The following is a 15160-nucleotide window of genomic DNA, read 5'->3' as shown; positions in this document are numbered from 1 at the left end:
GGTTATTTTTTCTCTATATTATTTTCAAGTTTATAATTAATTCCTATCTTTGCACCGGCAAGTCCTACACAACCAGCTCCTGAGAATCCTCCAGGGTGGGAACGCAGCAAAGGTAATCGGTTGTAGCGGTGTGATGTAGATCGCTTGCCATTTTTAATTTGATGAAATGAGATAATTTGATAATTATCTTTTTTTGTTTCCATAAGTTAGATATTTTACTATTCCCAAACTTTCTCATGATCAAATTACCCTTATCTCAATTAAAATTCAAACTCCTCACCCAATTTCGGTAAAACAAGCTCTACATTTTTATCATTGAAATGCTGTAATGCACTTTCATGATTGATCTCTATAGGAGGAAATGTATCAAAATGGCATCCGATCACTTTTGGAGTTTTCAATAATTCTGCTGCTGCAAAAGCGGCTTTTCTCGGACACATTGTATAATGGCTTCCAATAGGTAAAATAGATAAATCGATGTTTCCGAATAATCTCGGGAACAGTTCCATATCCGCCATTACACCGGTATCTCCCGCTAAATAAATGTTTTTACCTTCAGGAAGTCTGAAAATATATCCTACAGGAACGCCTCCGTAGCTTCCATCCGGAAAAGAACTTGTATGGTGAGCCGGAACCATGGAAATTTTAAGATCGTCGATTTTTGCCGATCCTCCTAAGTTCACATCATCGGTGTTTTTAGCATTTTTGAAATATCCGCAGATTTCAGGAACCGCAATAAGGGTTGCTTCAGGATGATGCTGTAACACTTCTTCCACATCGGCAATATGATCTCCATGAGCATGTGTTAATAAGATATAATCTATTTTCTGAGCGGTAATGTCAAAACCAGACTGATCTTTCTGATAATTGTAGAAAGGGTCGCTTAAAATGGTTTTGTCTTTATAGGTAAACAAAAAGCAGTTTTGTCCTAAGAATTGTATTTTCATTTTTAATTTCTTTTATTTTTAGACGCAAAGCTCGCTAAGATTTTACAAGCTGTATGTTCTTGAGTTCGCAAAGGCGTTTCACTCAGCTAAGCTTGAATGATTATTTTGATGGAAATTTATCTTCTATTAAATTCAGTTTGATTCTGTGTTCAAGATAAGCTTTACAGCCATCCAGAACAGTCGTGAAACCTCCGGTATTATCATTAATGATCTTTGCAAGATCATCACCGGTTTGCGTAAATCCGTAGCTTTTAATGACGACAAGAGTTCCTCTCTCCATTTCTTTAAACTCATAATCTACTTGGGTTGAAGGCTCTCCCCACTCTGTTTTGATCAATTGGTTTGGAATAATCTGATTAACCTTTACATCTGATTTCGCTCCATACATTTCCCATTCCCAGGTAATTATTTTTCCTTCTTCTAATTTTCCGGTAGATTTGGTAAACCAGAAATTGGTAGTTACTTCAGGATTGATGAATGCCTCGAAGACTTCTTCAACCGGTTTTCTGATAAGCATCTGAGCTTCCACGTAAGCTGTAGTACTCATAATTGTAATTTTTTAATTAAAATAATTAAGGCCGAAAGCAGTAAGAACCGCCATCATGAAGGTCATGATTCCCACTTGCTTTAAAAACGGGTCCAACTCTTTGGGTTCTTTTACAGACATTATTTTTCTTCTCAGCTTCATAAGAGGGAGCAATAAGATCATCACAATGAAGACATAATATTGCTGAGACTGGAAGAAGCCATTCACTCCAAAAAAGATAAGAATCAGGATCAAAGGAAGCTGCAATAAGATGATTTCATAAATCATGGCATTTTTAAAGCCTAGTCTTAAAGCCAGGCTATTCTTTCCTGATAACCTGTCGCTTTCAATATCTCTCATGTTATTAAGGTTGAGAACCGCCATACTCATCATTCCTATTGCTGTTCCCGGAAGCAGCATATCCCAGCTGAATGTTTTGGTAAACAGAAAATAGCTTCCGCAAACCGAAACCAACCCGAAAAAAATAAATACGAAAATGTCTCCCAATCCCATATAACCGTAAGGTTTTTTTCCTACCGTATATCCAATTGCCGCTAAAATACTTGCGACTCCTAATCCTATGAAAATATAGAATTCATTCATATATTTCGGAATGAAAGCCACGTACAATAAAGCAACGGTTGCTACAAAAGATAATATGGAAAAAAGAATGACTGCATTTTTCATTTGCTTTGCCGTAATTCTTCCTGAAGCTACTGCTCTGGATTCCGCTTCATTGATTCTCTTGGCATCGGTACCTTTCACTCCGTCTCCATAATCATTGGCATAATTTGATAAAATCTGGTACAATAAGGTAACCAAAAGTGCTAATGCAAATATTTTCCAGTCCCATGTTCCGCCTTCACCATACAGTCTCCATTTGGCAATAAAGGCTCCCATAATAATTCCGCTTAAGGAAAGCGGCAATGTTCTCAGCCTCGCGGCTTTTATCCAATCCGACATTATTTTGAATAATTTTTAGATATTTCTATTTTATAAATGATATAATTAAAAAGCTTTTTAGCTTTTGAAAAGTCTACTCCTGAAAATCCAAACTTACCTGCAGATGTATATAAGGTGATCGTTCCGAGGTTGGTTTTTCTTTGCCAAAAATACTGAGAAATTTTCACAGTCTGAAGTTTTTCTATCTCAAAAGTCCTGTAATGTATATCCCAGATTCCGGATTTCAGCCTGATGAATCTTTCGTTGTAATAAAGTCTGAGATGTAAGAATGAAATGATTAAAAACAATTCCGCTATACTACCATACAGCACGACAATCCAGCCATACTCTACAAACAGGGGTTTATAAAAAATAAAGACTAAAACCAATGGAAAGATCACCCACTTGATGTTGTTGAGGATAAGCCACCTGAAGTTCGGCTGAAGAGCCTCTTTGAAATCAGGTTCCTGTTGCCAGATGGAAAAAATAAGCTTTTCCTTTTCAGTTGTATGAATTCCCGGAATTGCCGAAACATTTTTCTCATCTTCATCTTTTTTACCGATCTGGAGAAACTTAATAAAAGAAACGTTCAGCTTTTTCTGAATCCAGTTTTGGGTTTCGGTAACAACCTGTACTTTGTTTTTGGTAACAATTGAATTTTTGGTGTTGAATAAACCATATTCCAATGAGAAACGATGTTCGTTTTCAACAATTTTAAAGTTATAGTAACGGATCAGCGTTCGTATCACATTAATCAACACTCCTAAAACAATAACAAAAAGGACCAGTCCGCCAATAACGGGAATTGAAAAAGTCATGAGCTTTGAACTCAATTCTTCATAGTCAACTCTTGTTTCAAATTCTGCTTTATCCAGCAAATCATTGAGCTGGTAAATTCCGTAAAGCCCCAAACTTATTAAGGCAAAGAAACTTTGAACATAATTAGCAGTAAATCCATACTTTATCAAACTAAGGGTGGAAATACTAATTGTTTTGTTTTTTATTTTCTCTTCATTAAAATCAACTTTAGTTTCAACTTTTTCATTGTTTTCAGCGAGAAGATATTTCTTTAAATCTACAGCATTCTGATGAGAAAGCGCGGAGATGGAAATTTCTTTTTCCGAACTTCCGGGAGTATCAATTTCTAATTTATAGATATTGAAAATACGGTGAATAAAAGGCTGGGAGATATTAACTTCCTGGATATTGTCTTTTTTGATTTTAATGGTTGATTTATTAATAATTCCCTGATGAATGACAAACTCCTCATTTTCCGGATCTATATAATATTTGAAGTTATAATATTTTAGAACCGCTGAAACAATTAATAAAACAAGAACCACAAGGATTGAAAGAATGATAATAGACAGGCTTATATCCTTTTTTTTAAAAAGGAATAGAAAAAGTAATGCCCATGAATTCCTGACTACTTGTCCTAAAGAATACAGAAAAAGTAATGCGATTCCTGTTTTAGACTGTCTCTGAGGCTCAAAAAAAGAATTATGCTCCTGCTCCATCATCATCATTTTCTGCCTTGATGTTTTTAAGGATTAAATCATTGATCCCTTCTGCAGTTTCTTCAGGAAGTCCTTTAATGGATAGATCTCCGCTATCTACTCCTGACGTAAATACAGAAATTGATTTCAGCTTCAGGATTTTTGAAAGCCATCCCTGTTCCACTTTAATGTGCTGAATTCTATTGAAAGGAACAATGATCAACGTTCTTTTCAGCCAACCCTGCTGGTAAACCAGATCGTTTTCACGAACGGCATATTTCCGGTATTTAAAGCCAATAACGGCATTTAAAAAGAAATAAGCAATCAGTAAAACAAGCACGGTAAAACTTATCCAGATCTGAGGCAAAGAAAATATATGACGAAAGAAAAAATAAGCAACTGAAAATCCGGCAAGTACAAACAATGAAAATAAAATATTGTTTAATACTATGATGTTAAAATATTTTGAAGAAACGGGAATAAGCTCCAAATCTTCAAAATCCGGAATTTCTAAGTCGAAAAGCTGTTTATTATCAAATTTTTGTTCCATTTAATCTATAAAAAAACCAAAAAACTCAGTTTTCTGGTTTGATTCTTTTATGATATCCACTGATCTTCTCCGAAATTTGGCTTTCTCTTTTCCAGGAATGCATTTCTTCCTTCTTTTGCCTCATCCGTCATATAAGCCAGACGGGTTGCTTCCCCTGCAAAAACCTGTTGCCCTACCATTCCGTCATCTGTCAGATTCATAGCAAACTTCAGCATTCTGATGGATGTAGGAGATTTTGCTAAAATTTCCTGGGCCCATTCATACGCTGTGTCCTCTAATTCGGCATGAGGCACTACTTTATTAACCATTCCCATTTCGAAAGCTTCCTGTGCTGAATAATTTCTTCCTAAAAAGAATATTTCACGGGCTTTTTTCTGACCTACCATTTTAGCAAGGTAGGCAGAACCATAACCACCATCGAAACTTGTAACATCGGCATCGGTTTGCTTAAAAATAGCATGTTCTTCACTGGCTAACGTAAGATCGCAAACGACGTGAAGTGAATGACCGCCACCAACTGCCCAACCCGGAACAACGGCAATAACTACTTTAGGCATGAAACGGATCAAACGCTGAACTTCTAAAATGTTCAAACGATGTCTTCCGTCTTCGCCTACATACCCTTGGTGTCCTCTTGCTTTTTGATCGCCTCCACTGCAGAAGGCCCATCCTCCGTCTTTCGGGCTCGGTCCTTCTCCTGAAAGCAAAACAACCCCTATGGAAGGATCTTCATAAGCGTCATAGAAAGCGTCATATAGTTCTGAAGTAGTCTTAGGTCTGAAAGCATTACGAATCTCGGGTCTGTTAAAAGCAATTCTTGCTACACCGTTACTTTTTTTATAGGTAATATCTTCGTATTCCCTGGCGGTTTTCCACTCGATCATTTTTGTAAAAATTTTTCTCAAAGATACGGAATTACATAGAATTTTAACATTGAAAATTGATGATAAATCTTCCAGAAAATATACAAATTGAGTGATGGTTTACCATAAAAAAACCGGAACACATTGCTCCGGTTTTTTATTGATGTAAAATAATTGTATTATTTAGGTTGTTTTGCCTGAAGTTCAGCTTCCTTAGCTTTCATTTCAGCCATTTTCGCAGTATTTTTTGTAACTGCATAAATTTCTTTCAGTGTAGAAACAGCATCAATATTATTAGAGTCTACCTGATACCATTTTTCTGCATAAGGCAATGCTTTCGCAAATCTGTCTTTTCTGATCTGAATTTTTTTAGTTGCTTCATCCGAATTGGTTTTTCTAAGCGCATTGATTTCTTCTACAATTTTGCTGTCGTCACCAATAATAGTATACACTAAATTCTGATGAGCATTGGCCATATCCGGCTTAAGTTCAATTGCTTTTTTGAAAGATACTTCTGCATCGGCGGATGTTGCCGGGTTTTTAGACTGCATTACTCCCAAATTATACCAATTGGTAGCATCATTAGGATTTTTAGCCAATTGTTCTTTCAAGGTAGCCACAAACTTATCTGTATTACCTGATTGGTAATAGGCTGTTCCCTGAGCATCTTTCAGCTTAGCATTATTAGGGAATTTAGCCAGTCCTTTTTCAATGATTGCCGCAGCTTCATCATTCTTTTTAGCATTCAGAAGCAGGGTTGTTAAAGTTTCATACAGTTCAGGCTCAACACTTGGAGTCTGTTCTGTTTTGAAATCCGTATAATCTGAAGATTTTTTCAATACTTCCCAAGTATTTTTGTCAAACGTGGAAACCTGCCCGGATTTTTTTTCTTTCGCAGTATAATTGGTCTGAACACCTGTGTATCCTGAATTGATCAGATCCGTGTAGATTTTAATAGCTTCATCACTATTATTAGCTAAAGCATAACTGATTCCAGCGTAATACATGTATATTTTATCTTCCTGTCCGTTTGTTTTCAATAAGTTGTAAACTTCTAAAAACTTAGGAGCTGCAGCTGTATAATTTTTTGCGTTATATGCATCCATAGCTGCTTTATTAGCGCTTTGTAACTTGGCGTTTACATCTTCTTTCTGTCCGAAAAGAAAAGCTGATGAAACGATCGCTATTCCTAAAATTAGCTTTTTCATAATCACTATTTTATATTATTGTACAATTTATTCTTCAGACTCAGAGTTTTCATTTTCCTCTGTCGGGGTTTCATTTCCAGCCTGAGGAATGGTATTGTTTTCCTGGTTATCAGCTACAGTTTCAGAGCCTTCTTCATTTTCTTCAGCATCTTCTTCTACGTCTTTATCCATAGCTACTTTTGCAATAGCAGCAATTTCATCGTTCTTCTTAAGATTAATCATTCGTACTCCCTGGGTATTTCTACCCATTACCCTCATTTCATCCATTCCCATTCTGATAGCCACTCCGGATTTATTGATGATCATCAATCCATCCTCATCAGTTACATTCTGAATGGCAATCAGGTTTCCGGTTTTTTCGGTAATATTCAGGGTAATAACTCCTTTTCCTCCTCTATTGGTAATTCTGTAGTCTTCCACGGCAGTTCTTTTTCCGTATCCTTTCTCAGAAACCACAAGAACAGTTTCGTTCTCCACATCATTCACAACAATCATACCAATAACCTCATCATTGTCTTCAAGGGTAATACCACGTACTCCAATGGAACCTCTACCTACTTCTCTTACTTTTTCTTCAGGGAAACGGATACATTTACCGTTTTTGGTAGCGATCATGATCTGAGAAGTTCCGTTTGTTAAATATGCACCTAACAGCTGGTCATTATCTCTGATTTCAATAGCATTTACCCCATTCACTCTCGGTCTTGAATACGCTTCCAATGATGTTTTCTTGATCGTTCCGTTCTTTGTAACCATCACTACACTCATTTGATTTACATATTCAGTATCCTTCAGGTTATTGGTTCTGATGTACGCTTTGATCTTATCATCCGGTTCGATGTTAATAAGATTTTGAACAGCTCTGCCTTTTGCGGTCTTAGATCCTTCAGGAATTTCGAATACCCTTAACCAATAACACCTTCCTTTTTCCGTAAAGAACAGCATATACTGGTGGTTGGTTGCGGAAACGATATACTCCAGAAAGTCCGAATCTCTTGTGGTTGCCGCCTTGTTTCCAACGCCGCCTCTGCTCTGAACTTTATATTCTGAAAGTGAAGTTCTTTTAATATAACCGGCATGGGAAATCGTAAGAACCACAGCTTCATTCGGAATGATGTCTTCAATGGACATTTCCCCTCCCGAATAATCTATTTCGGTTCTTCTTTCGTCACCGTATTTTTCTTTAATTTCAAGCAATTCATCTTTGATGATCTGGAATCTTCTGACTTCATTAGCCAAAATATCTTCTAAATCAGCAATTTCTTTCATGATTGCATCATATTCATCACGGATCTTGTCCAGCTCCATTCCTGTCAAACGTGCAAGACGTAAGTCCAGAATTGCCTGAGCCTGGATGTCGGAAAGGTCGAATTCCTCGATCAATCCTTCTTTCGCAGCTTGCGGATTGGCACTGTGACGGATAATGGAGATGGCTTTATCTAAGGCATCCTGTGTTCCGATCACTTTCATGAAACCTTCTAAGATATGAGCCCTTTCTTTAGCCTTTCTAAGCTCGTACTCAGTTCTCCTTACAATTACCTCATGTCTGTGATCAACAAAGTGATGAATAATATCTTTTAAATTCAGCTGTTCCGGTCTTCCGTGTACCAATGCAATATTGTTAACACTGAAAGAAGTCTGAAGTGCCGTATATTTATATAGTAAGTTCAGTACTACATTAGGTATCGCATCGTTTTTCAATTCATAAACCACACGAAGACCTTTTCTGTCGGACTCATCCCTTATTTCATAAATTCCAGGGATTTTCTCATCTTTCACCAGCTCGGCTGTTCTGGCAATCATTTCTGCTTTGTTTACCTGGTAAGGAATTTCAGTAACGATGATTGCATTTCTGTTTCCTATTTCTTCGAAGCTCACTTTAGCTCTTAAGACTACCCTGCCTCTTCCTGTATGGAATGCATCCCTTACTCCATCGTATCCATAAATGATCCCACCTGTCGGGAAATCCGGAGCAATGATATGCTGCATTAATTCATCAATAGTAATTTCCCTATTGTCGATATAAGCACAGATTGCATCTACGGCTTCCGATAAATTGTGTGGCGCCATATTGGTTGCCATCCCTACCGCAATACCTGAAGTTCCGTTAACCAGAAGGTTTGGAATTTTTGTAGGCATTACCGTCGGTTCCTGTAAGCTGTCGTCAAAGTTATTCTGGAAGTCAACTGTTTCTTTATCTAAGTCTGAAAGGATCTCATCGGAAATCTTTTTCAATCTGGCTTCGGTATAACGCATTGCCGCTGGAGGGTCACCATCCATGGAACCAAAGTTACCCTGGCCGTCTACCTGAGGATAACGCAAGCTCCATTCCTGTGCCATTCTTACCATCGCATCATATACAGAGGAGTCTCCGTGCGGGTGATATTTACCTAAAACATCCCCAACAATTCTTGCAGATTTTAAATATTTTCTATTAGAAAAAACCCCTAATCCATACATACCATAAAGTACTCTTCTATGAACGGGTTTTAAGCCGTCTCTTACATCCGGTAACGCTCTGGAAACGATCACGGACATCGAATAATCGATATAAGACGACTTCATTTCATCAACAATGTTGATAGGAATCAATCTTTCTCCTTCTTTTTGCATAAACAAATTTTATTATAATGATTATCAGACTTTTAGCTGTGTGTCTGAAAATTATCTATCTTCAATTTTTATTAACGGGCTAATTTACGAAAAATTTGCCGATTTTTGCCTTAGAATTTATCCACAAAATCTTAAAAATTCATAAAATATGAGCGTATTAAGTATAACTTTCCACAGTACGAAAAATAATATCGAAGAATGGGAAAATTATATGGATGAGTCATTGATTTTAATGACCGAAAATCTTATGGACGTAAGCAAGTATATTCTATCCGAAGTACACAGTGATTATATTGAAGAGGGTAAGAATTATAACCTTCTTTTGATATTTGATAATGACGAACTGCGGGATGATTTTATCAAGAGTGAACTCCTGAACATTGCAGAAAGGGTCGAGAAAAAATTCGGACAGGAAGTAATGATCTTCAACACGTTCCTGAATCCTAAGAAATCCAGATTATAAGACTGATGAATACACACAAAAGCTCTGAAAATTCAGAGCTTTTGATTTTGGAATTAATGGAAAATGATCAATGTTAATGCCAAAAGACATCATTAGCCATTTACCATAAAAATAAAAGCCCTGAAAATTCAGGGCTTTATCTATTCAAATTTTAATCTCTATGGTGTTTTTTATGGCCATGCTTATGGCCTCCTCTGTAATCATTATAGTAATATACTCTCTTTTTTACATGACCAGGAGCATAATACCTTGCGCTTCCACCATAATATTTTTTAGCCTGTCCCGGTGGAAGACCTCTCCTTCCGTGGTATTCGTGTACTATGCATGAGGAAAGCATAAACAACACTACTACCACTCCTACAATTTTAATCAAACCTTTCATATTTACATTATTTCAATTTCTAGAACGGAAATAAACAATTATAATACCAAAAAGTTTATAAATATGAATTTATTTAATAAATATCACTTATTTTTATAATAGTTTCTTTTTAAACACCTACTATTCCACTTCTTCTTTCCAGCATCACCACATCTTTCCATTCTCCATTGAGCTGTCCCAGCTTCTGGCGTGTCCCTACCATTCGAAAACCATTTTTCTGATGAAACTTCACGGAAGCCTGATTATCCGGAAAAATATTGGACTGCAGGGTCCAAAATCCGTGCTCTTCACTATCCAGAATCAACTTTTTAAGCAGAACCGTACCCAACCCTTTTCCCTGATAATTATTATCGAAATAAATACTTACTTCGGCAACGCCTTTAAAGCACTGTCTTTTGCTTACGGGTTTTAAAGCGCACCAACCGATGACTTCATTGTTTTCGTTTTCCAGCACCCACCTGCATTCATTAAAGAATTCCATATCCCAGGCTTCACTGTTGGGAACTTCGGTTTCGAAAGTGGCCATTCCGCCATTAATTCCCTGCCGGAATATTTCTAAAACTTTAGGCATGTCTCCAGGAAACATTTCTCTTAATTCGTAATTCATTGTATTTAATGATATTTTCTTTTGTTTTTTCTTTTTATCCTGGAATAACGGGTTTGGGTATTCTTCTCATCCCAGGAAATTACACTGATGTTTCCATCAACTTCGAGATTGGACAATTTTACTTTATCTATACTTTCAATCCCATGTTCTCTTATGGCTTCCTCTAATTCATCCATGGTTATTTTTACCCTGTTTAAGGCTTTTTGATCTATAACACCATCTTTTATCAGTGTCACCGGATCATCTTCCATAAAGGTTTCAAAGGAACGGTTGGAAAACATCAGTCGCTTTAGAATAAAATTGGCCACAAATAAGACCAATGCCGCAATCAGGCCGCCTTCCAGTGAAGTATCGGGGCCTACCATTGCATTCTGCACGGCGTTGGATATTAACAGCAATAAAACAACATCTCCCGCATTGAGCTGGGAAAGCTGATTCTTACCAAATAAACGGATCGCGATTACCATGAAAAGGTAAACACAGAGGGAACGCAGAACGACATTAAGAATAGGATCCACCCTAAAAGTTATTTATATCAAATGTATAAATTTTTTGATGTATTAAAGAAGTTAGAAACAGAAATTAGAAGTTAGTACTATAAACAGGACTTGAATCAATTTTTTATCATAAAAAAAACCGCTTTAAAAAGCGGCTTTAATTTTTAAGGACATTGGGAGATCGGAACTTCGCTGCATACCACAGCATTCATCCATTCGCAGTATACGCAATACCTTTTAGGTGCGCCTCCGCTTACCTTTTTTAAATCTTCTTTAGTAAGTTTTTTCAGATTTTTCATATCGTTTTAATTTTGTGTATTAAAAATAAAACGAAAATCGGCATCAATTATTACAATTTGATGTTAAAAATTTTCATTATTATATTTACAAAATAAAAGCCATACAATGCGGTACGGCTTTAAACAACTGTATACAACAATATTATTCGGTAATATGTACCCTTACAGGCATTACATAGATGGAAGCCAACATATCCTTACTTAGTTTTTTGCTGTTGACTTTGTATTGAAGGTGGCTCAATATACTTTCAATTTCTTTGCTTACATTTTTACAGTCTCCCTTAGAATGCACATTTACAATTTTCCCTTTTTCATTAATCTCAAATTTTACTTCCGAATCTACAATTCCCTCTTTGAAATCAGGATTGGTAGGGTCAAAATTATATATTAAAAGTTCTCTGATCTCATCAAGAGCAGCATTTTTGTTAATTTGTATTTCCTCAATAGTCTGCTGTGCTTTTGCCGTATTAACAATGGTTACCAATCCACAAATAAAAAATGAAGCGATCAATATTTGAATTTTATTTTTCATAACTATTTGGTTTTAAATTAGATATTATTTTTTATCTTATCTCTTACCCAAAGTTACTAAATTAATTCACATTAATTTTACATTCAGTTAACATTCAGTTAACATTAAAATATAATCAATTGATAATCACATATATAATATTGAAAAATAATTAAAAAATTAACATTGGAAGACTATATTAGAGCCAAAAAAAGGTCAAACTTTACTGATTTGACCTTAATGTAAGTATAATTTTAATGAGTTTACGCAATATAAAAACAGTATTTATTCCAATTCTCTTTTCAAAAACTTCCCAGTTAAGCTTTTCTTAGACTTCACTATTTCTTCCGGAGTCCCCTGTGCGATAATCTGTCCGCCATGTTTTCCTCCTTCCGGCCCTACATCAATGATATGGTCTGCCAATTTGATCACATCCATATTGTGTTCAATGATGATGAATGAGTTCCCCAATTCTACCAGTTGGTTAATAGCTTCCATCAAAATTTTTACATCCTCGAAATGAAGCCCTGTTGTTGGCTCATCGAGAATATAAAGGGTATTTCCTGTCTGTCTTTTTGATAATTCCGTAGCCAGCTTGATACGTTGGGCTTCTCCACCCGAAAGGGTTGTAGACTGTTGCCCCAATGTAATATATCCTAATCCTACATCATGTAAGGTTTTTACTTTAGCAAAAATCTTAGGAATCGGCTGGAAGAATTCTACGGCTTCATCAATGGTCATATCCAATACATGGGAAATAGATTTTCCTTTGTAACGTACTTCAAGAGTTTCCCTGTTGAAGCGTTTTCCGTTGCAGGTTTCACAGTGGACGTAAACATCGGGTAAGAAATTCATTTCAATTACTTTCAAACCACCTCCCTGACAGGTTTCACATCTTCCGCCTTTTACATTGAAAGAGAATCTCCCCGGCTTATAACCCCGGATTTTGCTTTCCGGTAATTCTGAGAAAAGGTTCCTGATATCCGTGAACATTCCTGTATACGTCGCAGGATTTGAACGAGGTGTTCTACCAATCGGGGTTTGATCTACATCTACAATTTTATCAATGTTTTCAAGGCCTTCGATTTTTTTGTATGGTAACGGTTCCTGAACTGCTCTGTAAAAATGTTTATTAAGGATCGGGTATAAAGTTCCGTTGATCAGGGAAGATTTCCCGCTTCCTGAAATTCCGGTTACTACAACTAGTTTTCCTAACGGAACATCAAGAGTTACATTTTTAAGGTTGTTTCCCGTAGCTCCTTTTAACAGTATATTTTTGCCGTTTCCTGCTCTTCTTTCTGCAGGAATTTCAATTTTTCTTTCTCCATTGATGTACTGAGCAGTAATTGTATTGGCCTTCAACAGATCTTTTGGCTTTCCCTGCCATAGAATTTCACCGCCGAACTTTCCTGCTCTCGGACCGATATCCAGTACCTCATCGGCTTCCAGAATCATATCTTTGTCATGTTCTACTACCAAAACGGAATTTCCTATATCCCTGAGATTTTTCAAAGAGTTGATCAGTCTTTCATTATCTCTCTGGTGCAGCCCAATGCTTGGCTCATCCAGAATGTACAATACATTTACCAGTTGAGATCCTATCTGAGTCGCCAAACGAATTCTCTGGGATTCTCCCCCGGAAAGTGTTTTGGAGCTTCTGCTCAGGCTCAGGTAATCCAATCCAACGTCCAATAAAAATTGAAGGCGGGTTTCTATTTCTTTTAAAATCTCATGAGCAATGATTTTATTTTTCTCAGAGAATTTATCTTTAACGTCTGCTAACCAGTCTTTCAGGTCCGCTAAGCTCAAAGCATTAACTTCCGCAATATTTTTTCCATCAATCTTAAAACTTAAGCTGGATGACTGAAGGCGGGTCCCGTTACATTCCGGGCAGGTTTCCTCCGTTGTAAAATGTCTTTCCAGTAAAATAGCTTCATACGATTCTCTTTCATCAATAATCTCTTCCATAAAGGGGATCAGACCCTCAAAACTGATCTTTATTTTCTTGGTAATCCCTGCATATTTAAGGTCTTTATTGAATTCTTTATGACAGCCGTTGTAGATATAATCCAATGCTTCTTCCGGAATATCTTTCATGGGTGTAGTTAAGCCTAAACCGAAGATTTCAAGAATGCTTTTGATCTGGGAAAGAATCCATTTATTAGACTTAATATCTTCCAATGGCAATAATCCGCCCTGATTAATAGACAGTTTAGAATTATCAACGAAATAATCTGTATTGATTTTTTTGATGGTTCCCAGTCCTTTACAGCTTGAGCAGCTTCCTTTCGGAGAGTTGAATGAGAATGTATTAGGTTCCGGTAAAGCCAATGAATGCCCCGTTTCTGCATCCATTAAATTCTTAGAGAAATATTCAATATCCGTACCTCCCAGCTTTTGAATCCCGATAATTCCATCTCCCATTTCCATCGCTGTTCTCAACGATTTTTCCATTCTGCTTTCGGAGGCATTTTCGCCAATAATCCAACGGTCGATTACAATATCAATGTCGTGGGTTTTGTAACGGTCCAGTTTCAGATCATATTCAATATCCTGCAATTCACCATCAATTCTTGCCTGTCCATAACCTTTTTTGGCCATCTGAACAAAAAGCTCATGATAATGCCCCTTTCTTGATCTTACTACAGGAGCCAGTAACATTATTTTTTCGCCTTTATAGTTTTCTTTAATGGTTTCAAGGATTTGTTCTTCCGTATAGCTTACGAGTTTTTTCCCGGTGGAAAGTGAGTAGGCATCGGAAACTCTGGCATATAGCAAACGAAGGAAATCATACAGTTCCGTAACAGTACCCACTGTTGAACGCGGGTTTTTATTGGTTGTCTTCTGTTCAATAGCAATGACGGGAGAAAGACCTTCTATCTTATCCACATCCGGACGCTCCAAACCTCCTAAAAACTGGCGGGCATACGCTGAAAATGTTTCGATATAGCGACGCTGTCCTTCTGCAAAAATGGTATCAAAAGCCAATGATGATTTCCCGCTTCCCGAAAGTCCGGTGATCACCACCAGCTCATTGCGCGGAATTTTGACGTTGATGTTTTTAAGATTATGTTCACGAGCCCCGTAAACTTCTATATATTCTGTTGATTTGCTCATAATTCGGTGTGATTCTGCCTGAAAATCACGATGTGCAAAATTACGGAATTTTATGGAATTTTATTAACTCCAAAAGACACAAAAGTTTAAGATTTTAGTTAAAAAAAGAATTAAAATTTTTAGGGTTTGATTTCCCGGA

The 15160-nt window shown here is 36.7% G+C and carries 15 protein-coding genes and 1 other RNA gene; 2 read left to right on the top strand and 14 right to left on the bottom strand.

The features are described from left to right. Positions 1–55: 55 nt before the first annotated feature. Positions 56–153: signal recognition particle sRNA small type (gene ffs / locus BCF58_RS06670), an RNA gene on the top strand. 107 nt (positions 154–260) lie between these two features. Here ffs and BCF58_RS06665 read toward each other — a convergent pair. The 8 genes from BCF58_RS06665 to gyrA all read right to left on the bottom strand — a co-directional run bounded on the left by BCF58_RS06665 (position 261) and on the right by gyrA (position 9145). Then, positions 261–947 (bottom strand): metal-dependent hydrolase, encoded by a 687-nt coding sequence (locus BCF58_RS06665; RefSeq protein ID WP_121460976.1) that lies wholly within the window; start codon positions 945–947, stop codon positions 261–263. A gap of 100 nt (positions 948–1047) precedes the next feature. Further along, positions 1048–1494 (bottom strand): SRPBCC family protein, encoded by a 447-nt coding sequence (locus BCF58_RS06660; RefSeq protein WP_121460975.1) that lies wholly within the window; start codon positions 1492–1494, stop codon positions 1048–1050. 12 nt (positions 1495–1506) lie between these two features. Further along, a complete protein-coding gene (menA, locus tag BCF58_RS06655) occupies positions 1507–2436 on the bottom strand; it encodes a 1,4-dihydroxy-2-naphthoate octaprenyltransferase (RefSeq protein WP_121460974.1) in 930 nt (309 codons plus the stop codon). Next, positions 2436–3941, bottom strand: a complete 1506-nt coding sequence (locus BCF58_RS06650; RefSeq protein ID WP_121460973.1) for a PH domain-containing protein — start codon at positions 3939–3941, stop codon at positions 2436–2438. Before BCF58_RS06650 ends, menA begins: the two co-directional genes overlap by 1 nt. Then, the gene (locus tag BCF58_RS06645; RefSeq protein WP_121460972.1) at positions 3916–4461 is read right to left on the bottom strand and encodes a PH domain-containing protein; all 546 of its coding nucleotides are present in this window, start codon (positions 4459–4461) and stop codon (positions 3916–3918) included. The genes BCF58_RS06650 and BCF58_RS06645 overlap by 26 nt, the downstream gene beginning before the upstream one ends. A 47-nt stretch (positions 4462–4508) precedes the next feature. Then, the gene (locus tag BCF58_RS06640; protein WP_121460971.1) at positions 4509–5345 is read right to left on the bottom strand and encodes a 1,4-dihydroxy-2-naphthoyl-CoA synthase; all 837 of its coding nucleotides are present in this window, start codon (positions 5343–5345) and stop codon (positions 4509–4511) included. Positions 5346–5503: 158 nt separating this feature from the next. Beyond that, positions 5504–6532: a tetratricopeptide repeat protein gene (locus BCF58_RS06635; RefSeq protein WP_121460970.1), complete on the bottom strand. Its 1029-nt coding sequence runs from the start codon at positions 6530–6532 to the stop codon at positions 5504–5506. A 27-nt stretch (positions 6533–6559) separates the two neighbouring features. Further along, positions 6560–9145 carry a DNA gyrase subunit A gene (gyrA, locus tag BCF58_RS06630; RefSeq protein ID WP_121460969.1) on the bottom strand — a complete coding sequence of 862 codons (2586 nt, stop codon included), beginning with the start codon at positions 9143–9145 and terminating at the stop codon, positions 6560–6562. Between the two features lie 148 nt (positions 9146–9293). Here gyrA and BCF58_RS06625 point away from each other — a divergent pair, with 148 nt between their 5' ends. Next, complete coding sequence (locus BCF58_RS06625; RefSeq protein WP_121460968.1) at positions 9294–9608, top strand: DUF4286 family protein; 315 nt, start codon at positions 9294–9296, stop codon at positions 9606–9608. Positions 9609–9759: 151 nt separating this feature from the next. Here the strand turns inward: BCF58_RS06625 and BCF58_RS06620 are convergent, their stop codons facing one another. The 6 genes from BCF58_RS06620 to uvrA all read right to left on the bottom strand — a co-directional run bounded on the left by BCF58_RS06620 (position 9760) and on the right by uvrA (position 15021). Continuing rightward, complete coding sequence (locus BCF58_RS06620) at positions 9760–9990, bottom strand: hypothetical protein (RefSeq protein WP_121460967.1); 231 nt, start codon at positions 9988–9990, stop codon at positions 9760–9762. A gap of 109 nt (positions 9991–10099) precedes the next feature. Continuing rightward, on the bottom strand, positions 10100–10597 hold the full coding sequence (locus tag BCF58_RS06615) for a GNAT family N-acetyltransferase (protein ID WP_121460966.1): 498 nt from the start codon (positions 10595–10597) through the stop codon (positions 10100–10102). Positions 10598–10602: 5 nt separating this feature from the next. After that, entirely contained in the window at positions 10603–11115 is a 513-nt protein-coding gene (locus tag BCF58_RS06610; RefSeq protein WP_121460965.1) for a DUF421 domain-containing protein, read from the bottom strand. A gap of 143 nt (positions 11116–11258) precedes the next feature. After that, positions 11259–11393, bottom strand: a complete 135-nt coding sequence (locus BCF58_RS06605) for a bacteriocin-like protein (protein ID WP_121460964.1) — start codon at positions 11391–11393, stop codon at positions 11259–11261. A 142-nt stretch (positions 11394–11535) separates the two neighbouring features. Then, on the bottom strand, positions 11536–11925 hold the full coding sequence (locus BCF58_RS06600) for a hypothetical protein (protein ID WP_121460963.1): 390 nt from the start codon (positions 11923–11925) through the stop codon (positions 11536–11538). A 264-nt stretch (positions 11926–12189) separates the two neighbouring features. After that, positions 12190–15021: an excinuclease ABC subunit UvrA gene (uvrA, locus tag BCF58_RS06595; RefSeq protein ID WP_121460962.1), complete on the bottom strand. Its 2832-nt coding sequence runs from the start codon at positions 15019–15021 to the stop codon at positions 12190–12192. Positions 15022–15160: the final 139 nt, after the last annotated feature.

The sequence above is a fragment of the Chryseobacterium defluvii genome, from assembly GCF_003634775.1.
Taxonomy (GTDB): Bacteria; Bacteroidota; Bacteroidia; order Flavobacteriales; family Weeksellaceae; genus Chryseobacterium; species Chryseobacterium defluvii.
The sequence above is the reverse complement of the archived record's forward strand: the minus strand, read 5'-3'. Positions and strand labels throughout refer to the sequence as shown.

Coding starts and splice junctions, on each gene's coding strand:
- BCF58_RS06650 (WP_121460973.1), bottom strand. CDS start 3,941: ATGATGATGATGGAGCAGGAGCATAATTCTTTTTTTGAGCCTCAGAGA.
- uvrA (WP_121460962.1), bottom strand. CDS start 15,021: ATGAGCAAATCAACAGAATATATAGAAGTTTACGGGGCTCGTGAACAT.
- BCF58_RS06660 (WP_121460975.1), bottom strand. CDS start 1,494: ATGAGTACTACAGCTTACGTGGAAGCTCAGATGCTTATCAGAAAACCG.
- BCF58_RS06605 (WP_121460964.1), bottom strand. CDS start 11,393: ATGAAAAATCTGAAAAAACTTACTAAAGAAGATTTAAAAAAGGTAAGC.
- gyrA (WP_121460969.1), bottom strand. CDS start 9,145: ATGCAAAAAGAAGGAGAAAGATTGATTCCTATCAACATTGTTGATGAA.
- BCF58_RS06600 (WP_121460963.1), bottom strand. CDS start 11,925: ATGAAAAATAAAATTCAAATATTGATCGCTTCATTTTTTATTTGTGGA.
- BCF58_RS06665 (WP_121460976.1), bottom strand. CDS start 947: ATGAAAATACAATTCTTAGGACAAAACTGCTTTTTGTTTACCTATAAA.
- BCF58_RS06635 (WP_121460970.1), bottom strand. CDS start 6,532: ATGAAAAAGCTAATTTTAGGAATAGCGATCGTTTCATCAGCTTTTCTT.
- BCF58_RS06625 (WP_121460968.1), top strand. CDS start 9,294: ATGAGCGTATTAAGTATAACTTTCCACAGTACGAAAAATAATATCGAA.
- menA (WP_121460974.1), bottom strand. CDS start 2,436: ATGTCGGATTGGATAAAAGCCGCGAGGCTGAGAACATTGCCGCTTTCC.
- BCF58_RS06640 (WP_121460971.1), bottom strand. CDS start 5,345: ATGATCGAGTGGAAAACCGCCAGGGAATACGAAGATATTACCTATAAA.
- BCF58_RS06620 (WP_121460967.1), bottom strand. CDS start 9,990: ATGAAAGGTTTGATTAAAATTGTAGGAGTGGTAGTAGTGTTGTTTATG.
- BCF58_RS06615 (WP_121460966.1), bottom strand. CDS start 10,597: ATGAATTACGAATTAAGAGAAATGTTTCCTGGAGACATGCCTAAAGTT.
- BCF58_RS06645 (WP_121460972.1), bottom strand. CDS start 4,461: ATGGAACAAAAATTTGATAATAAACAGCTTTTCGACTTAGAAATTCCG.